At 41.5% G+C, this 21,005-nt stretch carries 17 protein-coding genes, 1 rRNA gene and 3 pseudogenes; all 21 read right to left on the bottom strand.

What is annotated here, in order from left to right:
- Positions 1-123, bottom strand: a 16S ribosomal RNA gene (locus tag WAX46_RS13000); the annotation flags it as partial.
- A 339-nt stretch (positions 124-462) separates the two neighbouring features.
- A complete protein-coding gene (gene lysS / locus WAX46_RS12995; RefSeq protein WP_226568128.1) occupies positions 463-1,962 on the bottom strand; it encodes a lysine--tRNA ligase in 1,500 nt (499 codons plus the stop codon).
- Between the two features lie 90 nt (positions 1,963-2,052).
- Positions 2,053-3,054 carry a tRNA dihydrouridine synthase DusB gene (gene dusB, locus WAX46_RS12990; RefSeq protein WP_226568127.1) on the bottom strand — a complete coding sequence of 334 codons (1,002 nt, stop codon included), beginning with the start codon at positions 3,052-3,054 and terminating at the stop codon, positions 2,053-2,055.
- A pseudogene (locus WAX46_RS12985) lies at positions 3,047-3,246 on the bottom strand (helix-turn-helix domain-containing protein). The gene dusB and the pseudogene WAX46_RS12985 overlap by 8 nt, the downstream one beginning before the upstream one ends.
- Positions 3,231-3,728, bottom strand: a complete 498-nt coding sequence (folK, locus tag WAX46_RS12980; RefSeq protein ID WP_226568126.1) for a 2-amino-4-hydroxy-6-hydroxymethyldihydropteridine diphosphokinase — start codon at positions 3,726-3,728, stop codon at positions 3,231-3,233. Before folK ends, WAX46_RS12985 begins: the two are co-directional and overlap by 16 nt.
- Positions 3,725-4,087, bottom strand: coding sequence for a dihydroneopterin aldolase (gene folB / locus WAX46_RS12975; RefSeq protein WP_226568133.1), 363 nt, complete (start codon positions 4,085-4,087; stop codon positions 3,725-3,727). Before folB ends, folK begins: the two co-directional genes overlap by 4 nt.
- Positions 4,080-4,937, bottom strand: a complete 858-nt coding sequence (gene folP, locus WAX46_RS12970) for a dihydropteroate synthase (RefSeq protein WP_336494158.1) — start codon at positions 4,935-4,937, stop codon at positions 4,080-4,082. Before folP ends, folB begins: the two co-directional genes overlap by 8 nt.
- A gap of 9 nt (positions 4,938-4,946) precedes the next feature.
- Entirely contained in the window at positions 4,947-5,795 is an 849-nt protein-coding gene (pabC, locus tag WAX46_RS12965; RefSeq protein ID WP_226568124.1) for an aminodeoxychorismate lyase, read from the bottom strand.
- Positions 5,792-6,385: an aminodeoxychorismate/anthranilate synthase component II gene (pabA, locus tag WAX46_RS12960; protein WP_226568123.1), complete on the bottom strand. Its 594-nt coding sequence runs from the start codon at positions 6,383-6,385 to the stop codon at positions 5,792-5,794. The genes pabC and pabA overlap by 4 nt, the downstream gene beginning before the upstream one ends.
- Positions 6,386-6,398: 13 nt before the next feature.
- A complete protein-coding gene (locus WAX46_RS12955; RefSeq protein ID WP_226568122.1) occupies positions 6,399-7,817 on the bottom strand; it encodes an anthranilate synthase component I family protein in 1,419 nt (472 codons plus the stop codon).
- 122 nt (positions 7,818-7,939) lie between these two features.
- The gene (gene cysK, locus WAX46_RS12950; protein WP_336494157.1) at positions 7,940-8,863 is read right to left on the bottom strand and encodes a cysteine synthase A; all 924 of its coding nucleotides are present in this window, start codon (positions 8,861-8,863) and stop codon (positions 7,940-7,942) included.
- A gap of 77 nt (positions 8,864-8,940) precedes the next feature.
- Positions 8,941-9,849, bottom strand: a complete 909-nt coding sequence (locus WAX46_RS12945; RefSeq protein ID WP_336494156.1) for a peptidyl-prolyl cis-trans isomerase — start codon at positions 9,847-9,849, stop codon at positions 8,941-8,943.
- Between the two features lie 46 nt (positions 9,850-9,895).
- The gene (hslO, locus tag WAX46_RS12940; protein ID WP_336494155.1) at positions 9,896-10,771 is read right to left on the bottom strand and encodes an Hsp33 family molecular chaperone HslO; all 876 of its coding nucleotides are present in this window, start codon (positions 10,769-10,771) and stop codon (positions 9,896-9,898) included.
- A gap of 14 nt (positions 10,772-10,785) precedes the next feature.
- A complete protein-coding gene (locus WAX46_RS12935) occupies positions 10,786-11,562 on the bottom strand; it encodes a type III pantothenate kinase (protein WP_226568118.1) in 777 nt (258 codons plus the stop codon).
- A gap of 162 nt (positions 11,563-11,724) precedes the next feature.
- Complete coding sequence (gene ftsH / locus WAX46_RS12930) at positions 11,725-13,629, bottom strand: ATP-dependent zinc metalloprotease FtsH (protein ID WP_336494154.1); 1,905 nt, start codon at positions 13,627-13,629, stop codon at positions 11,725-11,727.
- Positions 13,630-13,724: 95 nt separating this feature from the next.
- On the bottom strand, positions 13,725-14,264 hold the full coding sequence (gene hpt / locus WAX46_RS12925; protein WP_226568116.1) for a hypoxanthine phosphoribosyltransferase: 540 nt from the start codon (positions 14,262-14,264) through the stop codon (positions 13,725-13,727).
- Positions 14,261-15,683, bottom strand: a pseudogene (tilS, locus tag WAX46_RS12920) (tRNA lysidine(34) synthetase TilS). Before tilS ends, hpt begins: the two are co-directional and overlap by 4 nt.
- A gap of 96 nt (positions 15,684-15,779) precedes the next feature.
- Positions 15,780-16,787: a protein kinase domain-containing protein gene (locus WAX46_RS12915; protein WP_226568132.1), complete on the bottom strand. Its 1,008-nt coding sequence runs from the start codon at positions 16,785-16,787 to the stop codon at positions 15,780-15,782.
- The gene (locus WAX46_RS12910; RefSeq protein WP_226568114.1) at positions 16,771-17,508 is read right to left on the bottom strand and encodes a vWA domain-containing protein; all 738 of its coding nucleotides are present in this window, start codon (positions 17,506-17,508) and stop codon (positions 16,771-16,773) included. The genes WAX46_RS12915 and WAX46_RS12910 overlap by 17 nt, the downstream gene beginning before the upstream one ends.
- Before the next feature lie 76 nt (positions 17,509-17,584).
- A complete protein-coding gene (gene spoIIE / locus WAX46_RS12905) occupies positions 17,585-20,068 on the bottom strand; it encodes a stage II sporulation protein E (protein WP_336494152.1) in 2,484 nt (827 codons plus the stop codon).
- A 276-nt stretch (positions 20,069-20,344) separates the two neighbouring features.
- Positions 20,345-21,005: pseudogene (locus WAX46_RS12900) on the bottom strand (transposase); the annotation flags it as partial.

Genomic DNA, 21,005 nt, shown 5'->3' with positions numbered 1-21,005 from the left:
CCACGTGTTACTCACCCGTCCGCCGCTTACATCCGGGAGCAAGCTCCCTTCTGTCCGCTCGACTTGCATGTATTAGGCACGCCGCCAGCGTTCGTCCTGAGCCAGGATCAAACTCTCCGAAAAAGAACAAAACCGAAGTTCTGTTTTTCGTCAGTTTGACTGACTACCTATGAAGTATCATAGGATTTTTTATAATAACTCGAATTAACAGGTACGTTTTGTCTTGTTTAGTTTTCAAAGATCATTTTCGTTATCGATCGTAAGCGACTTTAATATCTTAACATTTCGTATCGGTTAAAGTCAAGAACTTTTTCGATTTCTTTTTTTAACCTCGTTGCTGTTTTGTGGCAACGAATAATAATATACCATCTTGATTCTTACCTTGCAATAGTTTTTTTAAAAAAGTTTCATTTTATGAAAAATAAAAAGCGCCACAGTTAAAATGGCGCTTTGATTGATGTATTAGCGGTTTCTCATTTGTGGGAAAAGCAGTACATCTCTGATTGATGGGGAATTTGTTAACAGCATGATTAATCGGTCGATACCGATTCCCAGTCCGCCTGTTGGCGGCATTCCATATTCTAATGCCTCTACAAAATCGTCATCCATTAGATGCGCTTCGTCATTTCCTTCTTCACGTTCTTTTAATTGAGCTTCGAATCGTTCTCTTTGATCGATTGGATCGTTTAGCTCTGTGAATGCATTAGCGTGCTCACGGCGTACGATAAATAGCTCAAAGCGATCTGTGAAGCGAGGGTCTTCAGGATTTTTCTTAGCTAATGGAGAAATCTCCACTGGGTGTCCGTAAATAAATGTAGGTTGAACCAATGTTTCTTCTACTTTTTGCTCGAAGAACTCATTAATGATATGACCCACTGTCATGTTTTTCGTAATTTCAATTCCGTGATCAGCTGCATGCTGTTTCGCTTCTTCTACAGACATCTCCTGCCAGAAGTCTACGCCAGTTGCTTCTTTGACCGCTTCAACCATATGGAGTCTCTTCCATTCAGGCTTGAGGTCAATCTCATCTTCTCCATATTGAATAGTTGTTGTTCCTAGTACCTCTTCGGCAATATGAGCAATCAGACTTTCTGTTAAATTCATGATGTCTTTGTAATCTGCATATGCTTCGTATAGCTCGATCATTGTGAATTCCGGGTTATGACGAGTCGATACACCTTCGTTACGGAATACGCGGCCAATTTCGTATACTTTCTCTAGACCACCGACAATGAGACGTTTTAAGTGCAGTTCAATTGCAATACGCATATAAAGCGGCATATCAAGTGCATTGTGATGAGTAATGAAAGGACGAGCTGATGCACCACCAGGGATGCTATGCATTGTTGGTGTTTCAACTTCTAGGTATCCTTTAGAATCTAAGTATCTTCTTATTGATTGAATGATTTTGCTTCGTATGATGAACGTCTGCTTACTTTCTGGATTGACAATCAAGTCAAGGTAGCGCTGACGATAGCGTTGTTCTACATCTTTTAGCCCGTGGTATTTATCAGGAAGTGGACGAAGTGCTTTTGTGAGAACCTCAAAGCCAGTCGCTTTAATTGAAAGTTCCCCCACATTCGTTTTAAATACTGTTCCTGTCACACCAATGATGTCGCCTAGGTCTGAGCTTTTGAATAATTCGTAGGCTTCTTCTCCTACACTATCTTTGCGAACATAGATTTGAATTTGTCCTTCTAAATCTTGAATGTGAGCAAAGCCAGCTTTCCCTTTTCCACGCTTTGTCATCATACGTCCAGCGATTGTCACTTGGGCCGCTTTTTCTTCTAAGTCTTCTTTTGAAAATTCGTCATATTCAGCAATAATTTGTGCAGATTGATGAGAACGGTCATATCGTTCACCAAATGGATCGATACCCTCTTCTCTCATTTTATTCATTTTGTCACGTCTGACTTGGAATTGGTCATTTAGTTCTTCGTTATTAAGCCCTTCATTACTCATTTATTATCACTCCAATAATGTATTTTGCAATAAAAGCAGAAAAACTGCCAGTATATGCACTAGCAGTGAGCTACAAAAAGAAAGATAGTCTTATCCTACTTTTATACTTTGAAGCTCTTTTGCCTCGGCTTCGTTCGTAAAGTCATCAAGAATCTGTACAAGCTCAGCTCTCGTTTCACTTTGATTAATTTGATTTCTTACGTCTGCGTTCCCTCGGACGCCTTTTAAATACCATGCCGCATGCTTCCTCATTTCCCTTACAGCCACATGTTCACCTTTCAGGTCAATGAGTCTGTCTAAGTGAAGTGTGCATACAGCCATTTTTTCACGCACGTTTGGTTCTTCTTTCAGTTCTCCCGTTTCTAAATAATGAACCGTACGATAAATCATCCACGGGTTTCCTAGTGCGGCTCTTCCGATCATCACAGCATCCACACCGGTTTCATCAAGCATACGTTTTGCATCTTGAGGGGTTTTGACATCGCCATTCCCGATGACAGGAATGGAAACGGATTGCTTTACCTCTTTAATGATATCCCAATTTGCTGTTCCTTCGTACATTTGCAAGCGGGTCCGTCCGTGAAGCGCAACCGCTTGTCCACCTGCTCGTTCCACAGCACAGGCATTTTCGGTGGCGAAGATATGGTCCTCGTCCCAGCCCATTCTCATTTTGACAGTAACAGGTTTATTTACCGCTTCTACGACAGCCGAGACCATTTCAAAAATCTTGTTTGGATCAAGCAGCCATTTAGCTCCAGCATCACATTTCGTAATCTTCGGTACGGGACAGCCCATGTTGATATCAATAATGTCCGCCGTTGTATGTTGATCTACAAACTTTGCCGCTTCTACGAGTGTGTCTTTTTCTCCTCCAAATATCTGAAGGCTCAAAGGTTTTTCACGTTCATCAATGTATAGCATTCCCATGGTTCTGGCATTATTGATCAGGATTGCTTTGTCACTTACCATTTCAGCACAGACTAAGCCCGCTCCAAACTCTTTAACTGTCAGTCTGAAGGCAGAGTTACACACACCGGCCATTGGTGCGAGCACTACTTTGTTTTTAATATCGATATCTCCGATTTTAAACATCTTTGTCCCTCCTTTCTTCCTCGATTAGTGGGGAAAGTACTTCCACCGTTATATTTAAAGCATCTGCTATTTGACCAACCATTTGGATTGTTGGTAATCGATTGCCTCGCTCAATTTCACCTAAAACAGAGATGGCCAGTCTTTTGGCGAACCTTCCTGAGTATACCCTTTTCGCTTTAGGTATGCACGAATTCTTCTACCCTACATGTCTTTTTCCATATACTTACACATTCTTGGTCAGTTACGGCGTTTATTTGTACTTTGCCGATTTCTAGGCAAATCTCACTCATCGGAACAAGAACGAATAAACGTTCGTACATTCTAGGGTGTGGTATCACAAGTTGTTCTGTTTCAATATTTTCACGATTATAAAGTAAAATGTCAAGGTCAGCCGTTCGCGGACCCCACCTCACTTCTCTTGTTCTGCCTAACTCTTGTTCAATTTCCTGAGTAAGTGCTAACAGTTCCTCTGGACGAAGCGAGGTAGAAATCTTCACGGCCATGTTCAAAAAGTCATCTTGGTTCTCGTAGCCTACGGGTGTTGTTTCATATATAGATGAGATCAATTCGACTTGAACATCTGGGTGTTCGTGCAGTTTTTTGACTGCTTCTTTTAAATAAGTTTCCTTTTTTCCTATGTTTGAGCCTAAAGCGATATATGCTGTATTGTTCATGTGCGCGATCTCGTTATTTCAATTGCAACGGACTGATAGTGTCCTGGAATTGGCGGATCTGGCTTAACCACCTTCACTGTACATTCCTGAACTGTCGCAAAGTCCTTTAACACTTGGTTTGCAATTCGTTCTGTTAACGTTTCAACGAGGTTAACCGGCTCTCCTTCTACAATGACTTTGCAAATTTTGTAGAGCTCTGCGTAATTGATGGTCTCGTTTAGGTCGTCTGTTTGTCCTGCTTTACTTAAATCAAGTGAAGCTGTTAAATCCACACGGAATCGCTGTCCTAATTTATTCTCTTCTGCAAATACACCGTGATACCCGTAAAATTCCATTCCGTTTACATACACTTTATCGATGATAAGCGCCTCCCTTATTCAGCATGGCATCCATCATTTTTGCCATTCTTGCAATTTCCTTCACATCATGCACGCGGACCATTGCACTACCCTTTTGAATCCCCAAGCATACCGTCGCACCTGTTCCTTCAGCACGTTCTTCAGGCGGCAGGTCTAAGACAGCTCCGATGAATCGCTTTCGAGATGTCGCAAGAAGCAGCGGGTAGCCGAGGTGGCAAAAATGTTCAAGCTCATTCATGACTATCAGGTTATCTGTTTTATTCTTCGCAAACCCTACACCTGGATCTATTATCATCATGTCATCACGTACACCCGCTTGTTTGGCGATTTGAACACTTTCTTTCAAATCTGCAATCATATCTGAAATCAGATGAGTGTAGTTTCGCTCTGGGCGATTGTGCATTAAGATGATGGGAACATTGTGCCTTGCTGCGACATGAGCCATTTGAGGATCGGCTTTCGCACCCCATACGTCATTAATGATAGAGGCTCCAGCTTTCAACGCCTCATCTGCGACATGGGCTTTATACGTATCAATAGAAATAGGCACATCCAATTCCTTGGTGATCTTTTCAATCATAGGAATCACTCTGGAAAGTTCCTCTTGCTCTGACACAAGTGCCGCTCCCGGACGAGTTGATTCTCCGCCAATATCAATGATATGCGCACCGTCTTCCATCAGCTGGGTGGCATGAGCCAACGCTTTATCCATTTGATTAAATTTCCCTCCATCTGAAAAAGAGTCAGGTGTGACATTCAAAATGCCCATGACCAATGTCTTTTCTTCATAGCTAAGGGTATGATGCTTGGCTTGTATGATTTTAGGCTGCTTTATCACTTGTTGCGTCATTATGCCCACCTACTCTTTATGTTCTAGACGTTCTTTTGTATATTGTGTTCTCAACTTTGTTGAGATTGTTCGGTTGTTTTTTAGCAAGACGATCTCTCCTATACTTCTGAAAGGCACAATTCCTTGAACAGAATTCGTCATCCATACCTCATCACCTGAGAGCATATGCGAGACTGGGTATCGTCCTTCCATCAGCGAGACCCCCAAAGCGGGAAGCGTTTCAATACAATATCGACGGGTTATCCCATTTAAAATGCCTGTATCAAGTGCCGGTGTATAGATCACATCTTCTTTACGCCAAAATACATTAGAGGTAATTCCTTCTGCCACAACATGTTCTTTTGTTAAAAAGATGCCTTCTACCGATGGGTCGTTCCCTATTTCTCTTTTTGCCAGCAGGTTGTTCATATAATGATGAGACTTGAGCCGCCTTGGCCCTTCTGGTGTATTTCTTCTTGTTTTAAGAATGACTCCTTGTTTTTCATTTAATAGAGACTTAGGACGGAATGGTGATATCATGACAAAAATAACTGGTTCCTCATACGGGTCTGCAGAAAATCCTTTGCCTTTGCCTGCCGAGACATTGAAACGTATCCTCGCATGGCCATTTGCTATATTGTTTTGGTTCAGTAAGGTATGAATGATGTCGAGTACAAATGGTTTCTCTATTGTGGATTCGATGCAAAGGTCACGCAATGATTGATTGAGCCTTTCAAGATGCCAATCTAACAGGAAGACTTGTCCTGCCAGGCTGGTAAATGTCTCGAATACACCGATGCCATATAGAAAACCATGATCAAAAGGAGAAAGAGTCGCATCTTTCTCCTCTATATACTGACCGTTCAGATAAATAATCATGCGTTTACTTCATGCCCCTTTTTACGATAGGTTTCGATGAAATTCTTGAGCATTTCTTTTCCGAAGGAAGTCATAATCGATTCAGGGTGGAACTGAACACTTTCAATTGGCAGTTCTTTATGGCGAATAGCCATGAGCTCCCCTTCCTTTGTACTAGCTGTTGCGACAAAGCACTCCGGCAGTGTCTCGTTTTTGACAATTAATGAATGATATCTGGTTGCAACAAGCGGATTTTGGAGTCCAGCGAAGACGCCTTTGCCGTCGTGTTCAATCTCTGACGTTTTACCATGCATTAACCGCTCTGCTCGAAGCACATCTCCACCGAATACTTGTGCGATGGATTGATGTCCTAAACACACACCAAAGATCGGAATTTTACCAGCAAAATACTTGATGGCCTCCATACTAATTCCCGCTTCATCAGGACTGCATGGCCCTGGAGAAATCATTAGAAAGTCTGGCTTGAGCTGTTCGATTTCTTGAATTGTTACTTGATCATTGCGTTTCACAATCAATTCTTCACCAAGTTCACCTAAATACTGAACCAGGTTGTACGTAAATGAATCATAATTATCAATCATTAATATCATACTCTGCTCACCTCTAACTCAAAATAGTCTCTTCTTTGCTCAACTGTAATGCCTTTTTCACTGCATAGGCTTTTTTAATGGATTCTTTATATTCGTGCTTCGGTACAGAATCAATGACAATGCCGGCACCTGACTGCATAAAGGCTTTGCCTTCTGTACAATACGCCGTACGAATGACGATATTGAAGTGCATATCTTGATTGAATCCAAACCAGCCTATAGATCCAGTATAAAGCCCTCGTCTTGTTGGCTCAAGTTCTTCTATAATTTCCATCGTTCTCACTTTTGGCGCACCTGTGATCGTTCCGCCCGGGAATACAGCCCTCATGACATCTACCGCATCATATTCATCACGCAGCTCCCCTTGTACATTAGATACAATGTGCATCACGTGTGAATATTTCTCAATGGCCATAAACTCGTTCACCTGTACTGAGCCGTAAGTAGACACTCGTCCAAGGTCATTCCGCTCAAGATCAACGAGCATGACATGCTCTGCTCGTTCTTTTTCATTTTCGATGAGTTCCTTCGCCAATGCTTGATCGTCAGCGTCGTCCTTACCTCTTGATCTTGTGCCAGCAATCGGTCTCGTTTCTAGTTGAGTACCTTTTTTCTTGATGAGCAGCTCCGGGGATCCACACACAATTTGGAAGTCTGGCGTGTGCAGATAAGACATATAAGGAGACGGGTTCACGTGACGTAATGTTTTGTATAAATGATACGGATGAGTATGAAGCTGTTCATCTTGTCTAATGGATAGGTTCACTTGGAACACATCACCGTTTGCGATATATTGCTTAATTGTTTCTACTGCTTCTCCAAAGGTTTCTTCAGTAAAAGGTGCTACTGGCAGAAATTCCGAAGAAGACACGTTGATAGGTGAGTGTCCTGATTCTTCTGAAGTACTTGTCCAGCTATTTTTCAATTCTTCCAGCCTTTGATTAACTTCACTCACAGGTTCCTCTCCCTCTGTATGAGTGATCAGCCATAACACGTCTTCTTCATGATCAAAGACCGCAACATCATTAAACACGAGGAAATACAGATCAGGTGTTTTGAGATCGTCGATTGACAGCATTTTAAAATACTCTATATATCTTGCATAATCATAGCTTAAAAAACCAATCGCTCCGCCTTGAAAGTCCGGGTAATCCTCGTTCGTTTCGGTTTGAAGAGTTTGAAACCAGTCAGCAAAGGCTCTGAATGGATCGCCTTCTTTGAACAGCACCTCATCATGATAATGGATGGTGGTCATCCCATCTTTTCCTTTGGCTTTAGCAATCGGGTGAATTCCAGCAATGCTGTATTCTCCGCCGCGTGCACTTTCAAGAAGAACATGGTGTGTTTCACGCACAGATAATTGCTCGTATCGTTTCAAGAATGCATCTTTCGTAAAAGGAATTTTGATGCCCATCGGCCTGCGTTGTGTCATGTTATCATCCTTTTTCATTTTCATTAATCTTATTGTAATGCAATCCAATTTATTTAGAAAATAGTTTTTCTTTCCATCTTCAAAAATCTAAAAAAACCCCAGCAAATGCTGGGGTTTATCGTTTAATCAAATTGATAAAGAGGTGTACTGAGGTAACGCTCCCCATTACTTGGGATGATCGCCAGAACTCTCTTCCCTTTACCAAGCTTTTTCGCTGTTTGAAGCGCTGCGTAAATAGCTGCTCCTGAGGAAATACCGCCAAGGATTCCTTCCTCTTTCGCTGCCTTTCTTGCAAGCTCAAAGGCATCTTCGTTTTTCACTTGGATAATGCCGTCATATACTTCCGTGTTCAAGATGGAAGGGATGAAACCAGCTCCAATTCCTTGGATTTTATGCGGACCTGGCTTTCCTCCTGATAGTACAGGGGAATCTGTTGGTTCTACCGCATAGAGCTGAATGGACGGGATGGCTTCTTTTAGGACTTCACCAACACCTGTAATTGTACCGCCCGTACCAACACCTGCAATAAATGCATTCAAATCACCATCAAACTGTTCAAGAATTTCTTTCCCAGTTGTACGGCGGTGAATCTCAGCATTGGCTTCGTTGCTAAACTGCTGTGGCATGAAATAACCATGTTCTTCTGCCAGTTCTTCTGCTTTTTTAATAGCACCTTTCATTCCTTCTGCACCCGGCGTTAATACAAGCTCTGCACCGTATGCACGTAAAAGGTTACGGCGCTCCTGACTCATTGTATCCGGCATAACCAAAATGGCGTTGATTCCTTTTGCTGCTGCTACCATCGCAAGACCAATCCCTGTGTTTCCGCTTGTTGGTTCGATGAGCGTGTCGCCAGCTTTTAGCTTACCTTTCGCTTCAGCGTCTTCGATCATCGCTAACGCAATACGATCTTTTACACTGCTGCCTGGGTTCATATATTCAAGTTTCAAGTAGACATCCGCACTGTCTTCTTCCACTAAACGGTTTAATTTAACGACTGGTGTATTTCCTATTAATTCAAAAACTGAATTTGCAATACGAGCCATCACTAACACCTCTATCTCCGAGTAATTTTATTGTATTAATATTAAATTATCAATTTCAAAAAATTTTGTCAATGCTTTTAGTCCTGCTCGCCATCGTAAAACCATGTGACTTTTGCTTCTTTCCACAGGGTTTTGACATTCGCCTTTTCACCTAGATCTTCCATAGCGATCTGCCTTTTGATCTGATCTTTGACTTCTTCATAAGAGAAAGAGCGGCCTTTTAATGTTTCTTTTAATTGTATGATGGCATACCCGTTTTTGGTCTCAATCGGCTCTTTTGTCCATTTATCTGGTTGCAGCTTTTGGGCTTCTTGTATGTATAGGGCTGGAATGCTCTCTTGCTCTTCTGTCACAAACCCAAGATCTCCGCCATAGGGAGATGTATATCGGTCAATGGAACGTTCAGCCGCCACAGCTTCAAAGCTGGATCCGCCTTTTAAATCTTTCAATACACTTTCTGCCTCGCCCTTTGTCTTCACGACAGTATGGCGAATACGATATGAGTCATCATATTGATATAATTCCTTGTTTTTTTCATAGAAGGATTTCGCTTCTTTTTCCGAAACAACGGCATCTCTCGTTAAGAGCTGTTCTAATAAAATTTGATAACGAATCTGCTCTTTCCATTCCTTTTCACTTGTATGTCTATCTTCGTAGAAATTATTAGAAACCGCTTTAAGCATCAGCAATTCTCGATTGATCTCTTTTGAAGACACCTCTAGCTTGTTCTCTTTTGCAAGCTGATTGACCACCTGTTGATTGATCATTTGTTCAAGTGTTGCCTTTCCGTAGCGGTCTTCCATTTTCTTTAACCATTCTTCACGCACAATTCTCTTTTTTCCAATGGACGCAATTTCTTCACCGCTCTTCCCGTTTGAAGAAGCCTGTGACATTTGTGACTTTGTTAATACATATGCAATGACAACGGCATTGATCATGAGCAACACAAGGATAAATGTCCAAACCACTCTTGCTTTTAATCTCATTTTTCGTCTCCTTTCCATTATAAAAAGAAAACCCGCTGCTTAGAGCTTAGCGGGTTATTTCTTCACATAGCTCTTCTAGCTCTTCTTTTGTAAATACATAGGTTTCATTACAAAAATGGCATTGAGCTTCTGCTTGTCTGTCTTGTTCAATCATATCGTCAATTTCGGCTTTTCCTAGGCTGATAATGCCATTAGCAAAACGTTTTTTTGAGCAGTTACAAGAGAATTCGACAGGTACAGTTTCTAAAATTTGAGGTTTTTCTCCGAGCACTTCTTCTAAAATTTCTTCAGGTGTCATCCCTTTTTCAATAAGTTTGGAGATGGGTTCAATGGTTGATAGCCGCTTTTCTAGTCTTTCAATCACAGCATCTTCTGTTCCTGGCAGCAATTGAATGATGAAACCGCCTGCTGCGAGGATAGAGTTGTCTGAATTCACAAGAACGCCTACACCTACAGAGGAAGGCACTTGCTCAGAAGAGACGAGATAATAAGTGAAGTCATCCCCAATTTCACCTGAAACGATTTCTGTTTGTCCTGTAAAGTGGTCTTTCAGCCCTATATCTTTTACAACACTTAAGGTTCCTGTTGTTCCAACTGCACGTCTTACATCTAGCTTACCATGTTCATTTAAGTCAAAGTGAACTTGTGGGTTTGAGACATATCCGCGCACATGACCTTTTGCGTTTCCATCAGCAATGATGGCTCCGATTGGTCCACCACCTTCAATTTTGACAGTTAACTTATTTTCGCCTTTCAGCATAGCCCCCATCATCACTGTGGCCGTCATGGTTCTGCCAATAGCTGCTGACGCAGTTGGCCACGTATGGTGTCTACTTTGTGCTTCGTTGATTGTATCCGTTGTGTTTGCAGCATATGCACGGACTTTACCGTCATATGCTAACGCTTTAACTAAGTAATCCATTTCAATTAAACCTCCTATGGTACACCGACATGATTACGTTCATAAATTAATTGAAGTCCTTTTAATGTTAAGAACGGATCGACAATATCAATAGAGTTTGATTCGTTTCCAATTAATGTAGACAAACCGCCTGTTGCAATGACTTTCGGTGTTTGCTCGGCTTGCTGCTTCATCCGTTTCACTATTCCCTCGACTTGACCAACATATCCATAAAGTATACCCGATTGCATCGCACTAATGGTGTTTTTTCCAACGATGTGATCTGGGCGGACGATTTCAATTCTCGGCAGCTTAGCGGCTCTTGAATATAAAGCCTCAGTTGAGATGGTAATACCCGGTGCAATCGCTCCACCCATGTATTGTTTTTGTTCATTAATATAACAGTAGGTTGTCGCTGTTCCAAAGTCTACCACAATGAGAGGTGATCCATATAGGTGAATAGCAGCCACCGCATTGACAATTCGATCGGCGCCAACTTCCTTTGGATTGTCGCACATAATGTTTAGTCCTGTCTTCATTCCAGGTCCTACAATTTGGGGTGTAATGTGAAAGTACTTCTCGCACATTCTTTCGAGTGCAAACATCATCGGCGGGACAACAGAAGAGATAATAATACCTTCTATTTGGTCAAACATCAGCCCTACATAGTCAAATAAAGACCGGATTGACATACCAAATTCATCTTCTGTTTTATGACGGCTTGTTTCAATTCGCCAATGGTAGTTTAGATCGCCATTATGATAAACACCTAAAACGGTATTTGTGTTTCCTACATCTATCACGAGTAACAACTTCATCACCACTTTGAATAGTTTCTCAAAAAGAGCATTTTTCGACTTTCTATCATACCATACACGAATTGAGTTCCATTTGTAAACAATTCGAAACCGATCCATTCAGGAATCGAAATAAAAAAAGCTGCCGGTCATCCCGGCAGCTTTCACAGAAGGAGATTAGATCTCCTCATCTTCTTCTTTTTTCTTGATGTTCACTTTCACATCATCGTTTTTCTCTTCTTCATCTGCGTATATACGCTCTGGAAGCTTTCCAGTTTCGTAAAGAGATTTGATTTGCTCAGCATCTAATGTTTCAACTTCTAGAAGGGCTTGTGCGATGATTTCTAGCTTATCTTTATTCTCAGTGAGAATTTGTTTCGCACGTTCGTAGCTCTCCTTGATGAAACGCTGAACTTCTTGGTCAATTTCGTAAGCGATCGCTTCACTATAATTCTGCTCGTTGTTGAAATCACGGCCAAGGAATACTTGACCTCCTTGTGATTGACCGAATTGAAGCGGACCAAGTTTATCAGACATACCGAACTCTGTGACCATTCTTCTTGCAATGCCTGTTGCACGCTGGAAGTCGTTGTGAGCGCCTGTACTGACTTCACCAAACGTAATTTCCTCCGCAACACGACCGCCGAGCAAGCCGACAATTTTATCAAGAAGCTCTGGCTTCGTTTGGAAATAACGGTCTTCTCTTGGAAGCATGACCGCATATCCGCCCGCCTGACCACGAGGAACAATCGTTACTTTATGCACCATGTCCGCTTCGTCAAGGACAAGTCCAATGACGGTATGACCTGCTTCATGGTACGCCACGATATTACGTTCTTTCTTCGAAATGACACGGCTTTTCTTCGCCGGCCCAGCGATGACACGGTCAGTCGCTTCGTCAATATCACGCATATCGATTTTCTTTTTGTTTTGACGGGCAGCCACAAGTGCTGCTTCGTTTAGTAAGTTCTCAAGATCAGCTCCAGAGAACCCAGGTGTTCTGCTAGCAATGGCTTTCAAGTTTACTGTATCATCAAGCGGTTTGTTTTTCGCATGAACCTTCAGTACTTCTTCACGGCCAATGACATCTGGGCGGTCAACCGTAATTTGACGATCAAAACGTCCCGGACGCAGCAATGCAGGATCTAGGATATCTGCACGGTTGGTTGCAGCAATGATAATAATACCTTCGTTGGCACTAAAACCATCCATTTCAACAAGAAGCTGGTTAAGCGTTTGTTCACGTTCATCATGACCGCCGCCAAGACCTGCTCCACGCTGACGACCCACCGCATCAATCTCATCAATAAAGATTAAGCAAGGTGCATTCTTTTTCGCATTTTCGAACAAATCACGTACACGTGATGCACCGACACCGACGAACATCTCGACAAAGTCAGAACCACTGATGCTGAAGAAAGGAACGCCTGCTTCACCTGCAGATGCTCTCGCAAGCAATGTTTTACCTGTACCTGGGGGTCCTACTAGTAAAACCCCTTTAGGTATTCTTGCGCCAAGCTCCGCAAATTTACGCGGATCCTTCAGGAATTCAACAACTTCTACAAGCTCTTGCTTTTCTTCATCCGCACCGGCAACATCTTTGAATTTCACACGCTTCTTCTCTTCTGTGTAAAGCTTAGCCTTACTTTTACCAAAGTTCATGACTCGGCTTCCACCGCCCTGAGCTTGGTTCAATAAGAAGAAGAATAAAATAAAGATGATGATAAACGGAATGATGGTTGTCAGAACTTGCAACCATCCATTTGTTTCAGGTGCTGGTTCTACTTTTACATCTGTATTCTTCAGTGCACTGTAAATTTGGTCAACACCTTGACCATCTGGAACATGGGTAATGAAGTATTCATCTTTCTTCGCGCCATATAATTGACCACGAATTTCATAAACCCCTCTCACAGGCTGAATGGAGATGCTCTCCACTTTTCCCGCACTTAGATTTTGCGAAAATTTGCTGTAAGACATGTTCTCAGGCTTTTGATTAGGGGATCCTAACCAACTAACAACCCCTATCACAAGTAATAAAATAAGTATATAAAAAATCGTATTACGAAAAACCCGATTCATTCCTTACCTCCTCCCACAGTAAGCACAACTATGTTCAATAGTATCATAGAAAATCATTCCAACACAACCAATAACCTCATGTAGACGTATGCTGATTAGCCTTCGTAAACAGAAGGTTTTAACACTCCAATATACGGGAGGTTTCGGTAACGTTCAGCGAAATCCAATCCATAGCCGACTACAAATGCATCTGGCACTTCAAACCCAACATAGTCTGCTTTGATGTCTGCTTTACGACCGCTTGGTTTATCAAGCAATGTCACAATTTTAATGGAGTTTGCTTTACGGTATCGGAAAAGCTCTACCAGATAGCTCAAAGTTAACCCACTGTCGATGATATCTTCCATAATTAGAATATCTCTTCCTTCAACAGAAGTATCTAAATCCTTAATGATCTTCACTTCTCCAGAAGATTCGGTAGACTTTCCGTAGCTAGATACATCCATAAAATCAAGCTCTAAATATGTATCAATGTGTTTAATCAGGTCTGCCATGAATGGAAGAGCCCCTTTCAACACACCAATAGCCAGGGGAAATTTACCATCATAATCGCTGGTTAATGTTGCTCCCAGTTCCTTCACTTTTTGCTGGATCTCTTCTTCTGAGATCAAAATCTTTTCAATATCTTGTTTCATGCTTTTGCTTGCCCCCTACAAATTTTCGTGCTGTCTATATTGTAATACAATGAGATCGCTGTTTGTCATATCATTTTCTTCAAAAACGGATTTTTTCAAACCTGGGATCCAGATGATTTGATGATCCGAGTCAGTGACGATCGGCCAACTGTCTCTTTCTGCAAGAGGCACTTTTTTATCAATAAATATATCCTTCACCTTTTTTGACCCATTCATCCCTTTAAGTTTGATTCGGTCACCATTTTTTCGTGAGCGAATGATCAAAGGGAGGCGAACATGATCTTTTTGAAGCAAGAAAAAATGGTTTCCGTTCCGTGCATCCTTCGGAATATAATTTGATACCACAATAGATCGTCCATTCGGAAGAAAAAGCTCCTCTCCTAACTCAACCTTTAAGTGATGAGCATAAGACTGATCTATGACAAGCGATCGTTCAAAGGTAAACTTACAATGATCATAAGACTTGACAGCTTGTAAACCTTTTGGCAAATCTAATGATCCAGACGGTTGATCCGTATGAGATAACCAGTCCAAAGTCCCTAGAATATGCTGGTTTGAAAACGCTGATTGAGTTTTTTCATAAAGATAGTTTAATATTAGTTGAATGCCTCTTCTTTGTAAAGGCAAAGGCAGGTCAAGCAAAGTCTTCGTTTTGATCTCGACCTGTTTAGTTGTTTGACTAGTAATGACTTGGTTCATTTGTTCCTTTGTTAATGCCTGCAAGTATTGCTCATCCTCAGTCAGCATGTCGCTTACAAACTGAAAGCTTTCGTGCACATGTGGCGCCTCTTCTTTTAACACGGGAAGAATGTGTCTTCTTATCCGGTTTCTCAAGTAGTCATCTGTGTGATTGCTTTGATCAATGACATAGGGAACATGTTCTTTTTTACAAGCTTTTAGCACGTCGTCCTTAGAATAACCAATCAGCGGACGAATCAGCCACCCTTCTTGAAAGGAGCGCTTTGCTTGAATACCTGCAAGTCCTATTCCAACAGTCCCTCTGGTCAGCCTCATCATCATTGTTTCTACTTGGTCGTCCCCATGATGTGCAAGCGCTATAAATTGAGCGTTGTACCGCTCCATCAATTGAAGAAAGAACGCATATCGGCAGTCTCTTGCAGCTGCCTGTTTGTTTAAGCGGTTTTCTTTTGCATATTGGGTCACCTGTATACGGGCCGATTCAAAAGGGATCTCTTGCTCCTTGCAGTAAGCCTCAACAAATGCCAAATCAGTAAAGGATTCTTCCCCCCTGAACATGTGATCAATATGGGCTGCAATCAGCTGGAAGGAACCTTTTCGACGTTTGTTTAGTTCATGCAGTAAGAGCATGGAATCTGGTCCACCGGAAACCCCGACAATGACGGTCGTATTTTCAAGGAAAACATCATGTTTTTTCAAAAAAGAGTCAATTCTATTCACAACTGCCTCCTCACAAAGAGCAGGTAATTTAAAGATATACATATCCTATCACTTTCAGTAGCTCCAAGCAAAGAAGAAGCCTGCTTTTTTACAGCTCTACAATAGGAATAAAACCACATACGCACAGTAAAGAGCGAGTACGCTGCACACGATGAGAATCGATTCAAAAAGCCCTCCTGATTTTTTACGTACTGACTTTCTTTTCGCTCCAGCAACTTGTGATCGTGAAACCACCTGTTGATTTTGACTAACAGCAGGCTTTTGCCTGTTTTTGTGTGCCTGCTTTTTTTGACGCGTCTTTCTTGAGATAAGCAGTTGTCCTTCTTTCAGTATGGCACTTTTCATATCTGCTGCTGATCGATACTTACCTTGAAAAGCAGCCTTTAACACCCTCTCATATCTCTTTAATAAAGGATGTCCTTCAATGGCTCGATAAAGCTGCTTTTCTGGTTCTGCCCCTTTTTTAAATTCTTTTTTATAGGCACAGTTCACCATCACCATACTTAAGGCAAATAGATCATAAGACGGTTCTGCCTTTCTTGTACCAAATCCCCAGTAGCCTCGATCAAAGAACTCAGTATACTCCTTGATTGCCCTTCCTGCCTTTGTCGTTCCTCCAACATCAATACATCGAATAGTGGCTGGAGGACCTGAAACGATGAGATTATCCGGCTTCAAGTCACCAAATATCCAGCCTTCCTTGTGTAAATGAGCCAGGTTAGACAAAAGCTGAATCATTAAGACAACGATCCACTCATCACCTTTTTGTTTAACAAACTCTAGCAGTAACGGGCCTCTCACATACTCCATCACATAAAACGAGCGCTTTTGTAACATACCAGCATAAATGGCATCATCCATATCATAAAAAGAAGGCCCCATGGTTTTCACAGGAGCCTTTGAAAAGGATTTTAATACATTGACTTCAGATGCAATGAGCATACTGTCATCACTCACTTTAAGGGCCACTTGCCCATTTGGCGATTCGGCCAGATAGACAACACCGTTCGCCCCTTTTCCCAGCTCTTTTACAATGCGGTAATGATGGTGATGCCATTTCCCTTTAATCATCGTGCCTAATGGGATGTTAGAAGCCGAATTCATCATTATGCTCTTCCTTTGCTTCAAGTAGCCCTTTACGTGATCGAACTGATTTGAAATGCTGAAGTGCTTCTCGGAGTGCTGGTCCAGTCGGAGTAATTCCCCCGGTTGTCAGCTTTGGAAAAATAGATGATAACGAATCGAACCGAGGCGTCCAGTTCAACACAATTTCTGCATCTGAGTTTTTCCCGGGAAATACACACATCCCAAACCGATTTTCACCAATTCTTGAATTTAAACTAATAGAGAGATCGATGAGTGCTTCTTTGACGGTCGGCAATTTTGGCTTCATACTTGCACTTGTATCAACAAGCACTAGCACTTGAAGATGAACAGTCTCCCCTAACTCATCAACAACCTCCATTACTTCTCCACGCTTATCTGGCGGAAGTTCTTCAATTTCAGCATCTTTACCGAGAATTTGCTGTAATTCTTTATTCACAACACCCTGTAATGTTTGTGTCATCGCCTTTTTTGTGACCATTTGTACCGTTTGAGATAATTGCTGGACGTAGACAACCTGATGGATGCCTCCGCCAGCGAGAGCAATCCCCTCTACTTCTTTCATCGCTTCATGATCGTGTCTGTTTTCTTCCATAATGCCAATGACATTGACTGTGATCCCTTGTTCCTTTGCCAATGCGGCAATCGCAAGTGGGTCTTCCCCATGATTTGAGCAGCCATCTGTAATCAATAAGATTTGGTTTACGTGACCTTTTCGCATCTTCATTCCTCCTGGGATTGTAACTGAATGCTTGTATTCCCATCATCGCCAGAAGAAATTCATATTATACGATATTTTAAGAAATCTCTTGTTTCTCAAGATAGAATGTACCTGTGGGAATGGATGCCCATTTTGGTGTGTTGTGGTCGAGCCTAATGACTACAACCGTCATATCGTCATCAATTTGACCTGCTCTTGTTCGAATGACCTCTTCCATTAATAAATCAGCAATCTCTTGCGGATCTTCTGTTTTAAAGCTTTTCATTTTTCGTTTGACCCACAAATCATGATTTTCAATATGCTTTGGTCCTTCAAAAATGCCGTCGCTCATCATAATGAGCAGATCTCCTGCCTTCATCTGTTCACTCACGACCTCCACTTCAAACTCATCAATAATCCCAATCGGCAAGTTGCTGGCTTGTACCTTCATCACCTGATCACCCCGTTTAATAAAGCTAGGGGTTGAACCGATCTTTAGAAACTTACAGCTCGCATGCTGTAAATCAATAATTGATAAATCTAATGTTGAGTAGATTTCATCCGTCGTCCTTAAAGATAAAATACTATTAATGGTCTTGATCGCCACTTTTTCATCAATACCAGACGCCAATATTTTTTCTAACAGTTTGATCGTTTCATTGCTTTCAAAATGAGCCCTTGCGCCATTTCCCATCCCATCACTAATAGCTGCGGCATATTTACCTGCACCTAGCTCCATCATGCTGTAGCTATCTCCAGATACTAACCCTCCGCCTTTCGCTGCATGCGCTACGCCTGTAGCCACTCGATACGATTTTGCCGAGCCAAAAACAACATGACAATAGCCTGTTGGATGCTCTGCGCACTGCTCTGCTTTTACTAAAATCTGTTCTTCTAAAATATCTGAGAGCATTGGAGCAATAATTTTTTCACATTCCCCATGACCTTGGCAATATGGGATTCTCATTTCAATATCGACATTCCCCTGCTCCAAGCTATAGATTTCTACTTGCTGAATTTCAATCCCGAAGTGCTGAAGCGCTTCTATCATCTGTTCTTCCTGAATAAAATGCTGTTCTCGTTCCCGTTTTATTTCCCGGGAAAAATCCTCCATCACTTGCGAGACGCCCATCAGCTGTTCCGCCACAAGACGCCTGCTGTCTTGGACCTTTTTCTTAAGGGTCTGATTTGCTTTGTAATAAGCAATCTCCTCTTCAATCAATTCCTCGACATGTTTTGATTTTGAGCAATGCTGGCTAAATTTCTTTTTCAATTTCCGGTTATTCTCATACGTTTTTTTATCAGATTCATGCATAACTTGCTTCATCAGTTCATAGGTTGTATCAAAGTTCTGCACCCAGCATTTATTTTTCTTATAGCACGTTTGACAGGATCGTTCTGTGATTGTACTTAAAAAAATATCTACATCTTCTTCCTGCTTCTTCTCTTCAGGAATGGATTCGTAAAATGTCGCAAAACTCTCAGACAGCGCATGAAATACATTAGAGAATTGGTCTACTTTTTTTGCTGTCACATCTCGTACTTTCCGAGCATATTGCTGTTGCTCCTGTACATGCTCTACCGTTCCAGGGATATATTTTGCCACCTTAGAGGTAACTGATTGAGGCGTGAGCAAAAACAGTGCAACGGCAATGAGTGATTCATATAGCGTAGTCATGAGACCTGCTGATCCTTCACCGTACAGTGAAATAAGTAAGGAACCTACAATTAATCCGATGGCTGCTCCTGCTTTCTTCCCCTCTTTTAGCAATCCGCCTAATAAGCCTGAAAAGGCAAGAAGACTCATCTGATAAAGATTCCCTATGTTAGCAAGTCCGAGAATTAATCCTGTCACGACACCAACCGTACAACCAATACTGGCGCCTCCAATAAAGGCAAAGGTAAGCACTACGTAACGCGACAAAATATGCTCTGCTTGCATCCCTTGAAAGGTGATACCCGCTAAGCCTGTTAAAACGGACGCAATTAAAATCATAAAACAAATGATTTCTTCAACCTTTAAGGAGTGTTTGATTTTCCTGACTGTAAAAATCGGTAAACTTTGCAGAAAAATCAATGTCAATATGAACGCAAGTCCTGCTTCAACGCCCGCCATGACGTAATCGTAGCTTTGAACAGCACCTTGCTCAAAATAAACAAATGACCCTCGTGTGATCAGCATGGAAAGAACAATCACAACCGGCAAGGTTTTCACTGGATCTTTGATGATGAAAGAAATGACTTTTGACATGCTAAGAAATACGATCAATGAAGCAAACACAAATAATGCATTTTGAGGTGATATGGTCATTGCCCCAGCGAGTAAAGCAAGACAAGCCAGCATCACTTTATCCTTTTTAATGAGTAGCATGGAACCAAAGAAAGGCAAAGCAAACGGCATAATTTCAGATAAAATAAAGGCTCGTCCTAATAAAAAACCGAGAACAACATAAATAAACCCTCTATAGAAAAAAAGAGAATGCGTATGATGAAGAAACAGGTTTTTTATCTTTTTCAAACCTGCACTGATTCTTTCAAACCCCGCTCCTGTTAAATCCGTTCTTCTTTCTAGTTTTTCCATCTTCTCATCCCCCACCTGATATTCATTGCTTGTCATTATAGCGAAGGTAAAAAGGAAATTTTGTCAAAAGAAGTTGTCGTTTCCAAAAAACGTTCGACGCTTTATTCGTGGAAGAGGCATACTTTCATGTAAGTCGATTTCTTTCATCAGGATTTTACGAAAAGCACAAAAAAACAGCTTTCTTTATGAAAGCTGTTTCAGACCGTAGACAAACCCCACCTTTACTTCAAGTAAAAGTGGGGTTTTCACTTATTTTGATAAAATTTATCAGTTGTCTTACGCTGGACATGGTCCTTTCCATGTCCAGTTTGCTAGCTTTCTTGAGATTCATGGCAACGAAAGTAAGTATCGCCTGCATTGAAACTTTTTTCAGTCCACGAAGTTTCGTCCAACGCATACCATGCTTTTCTTTTGCATCCGCAAAAACGCGTTCAATCGTTTCTTTACGTTTTGCGTAGATGTTCTTATTCATTTCGGTGTGTCTGAGATGGTCTGCTTCATCTAAGTAGTCCTGCCAAATATGACGATAAATCTGTTTAGTGTGATTTTGACTGTGTGTACAATTCTCAAGGAATTGGCAAGAACCACATATGACTGACTCAGACGCATATTGTTTATATCCCTCTCTAGTCGTTGTCCGATAAGAGAGAGTGTGCCCGTTTGGGCAAATGTAACAATCAAAATGTGCATCATAAACATATTCATTCTTTTTCAAATAGCCATTCTTTGTTCTTGGACGAGTATAGGGCATAACGGGTCTTATCTCTTGATCCATTAAAAACTTAGCGATGTAAGGGGTTTTATATCCACCGTCTACTGCGACTGCATTTGGTTTTCCGACTTTCTCTGTCACCTTTGATACGATTGAATCCAACATACGACTGTCATGAACATTGCCACCTGTGACGAGTGACCCTAATATAAATCCTTTTGAATC

Origin of the sequence: Bacillus sp. FJAT-53060 (assembly GCF_037104745.1) — a bacterium.
In the GTDB taxonomy this organism is placed as follows: domain Bacteria; phylum Bacillota; class Bacilli; order Bacillales; family Bacillaceae; genus Bacillus; species Bacillus stratosphericus_B.
This window is presented reverse-complemented; position numbering and strand designations above follow the sequence as displayed.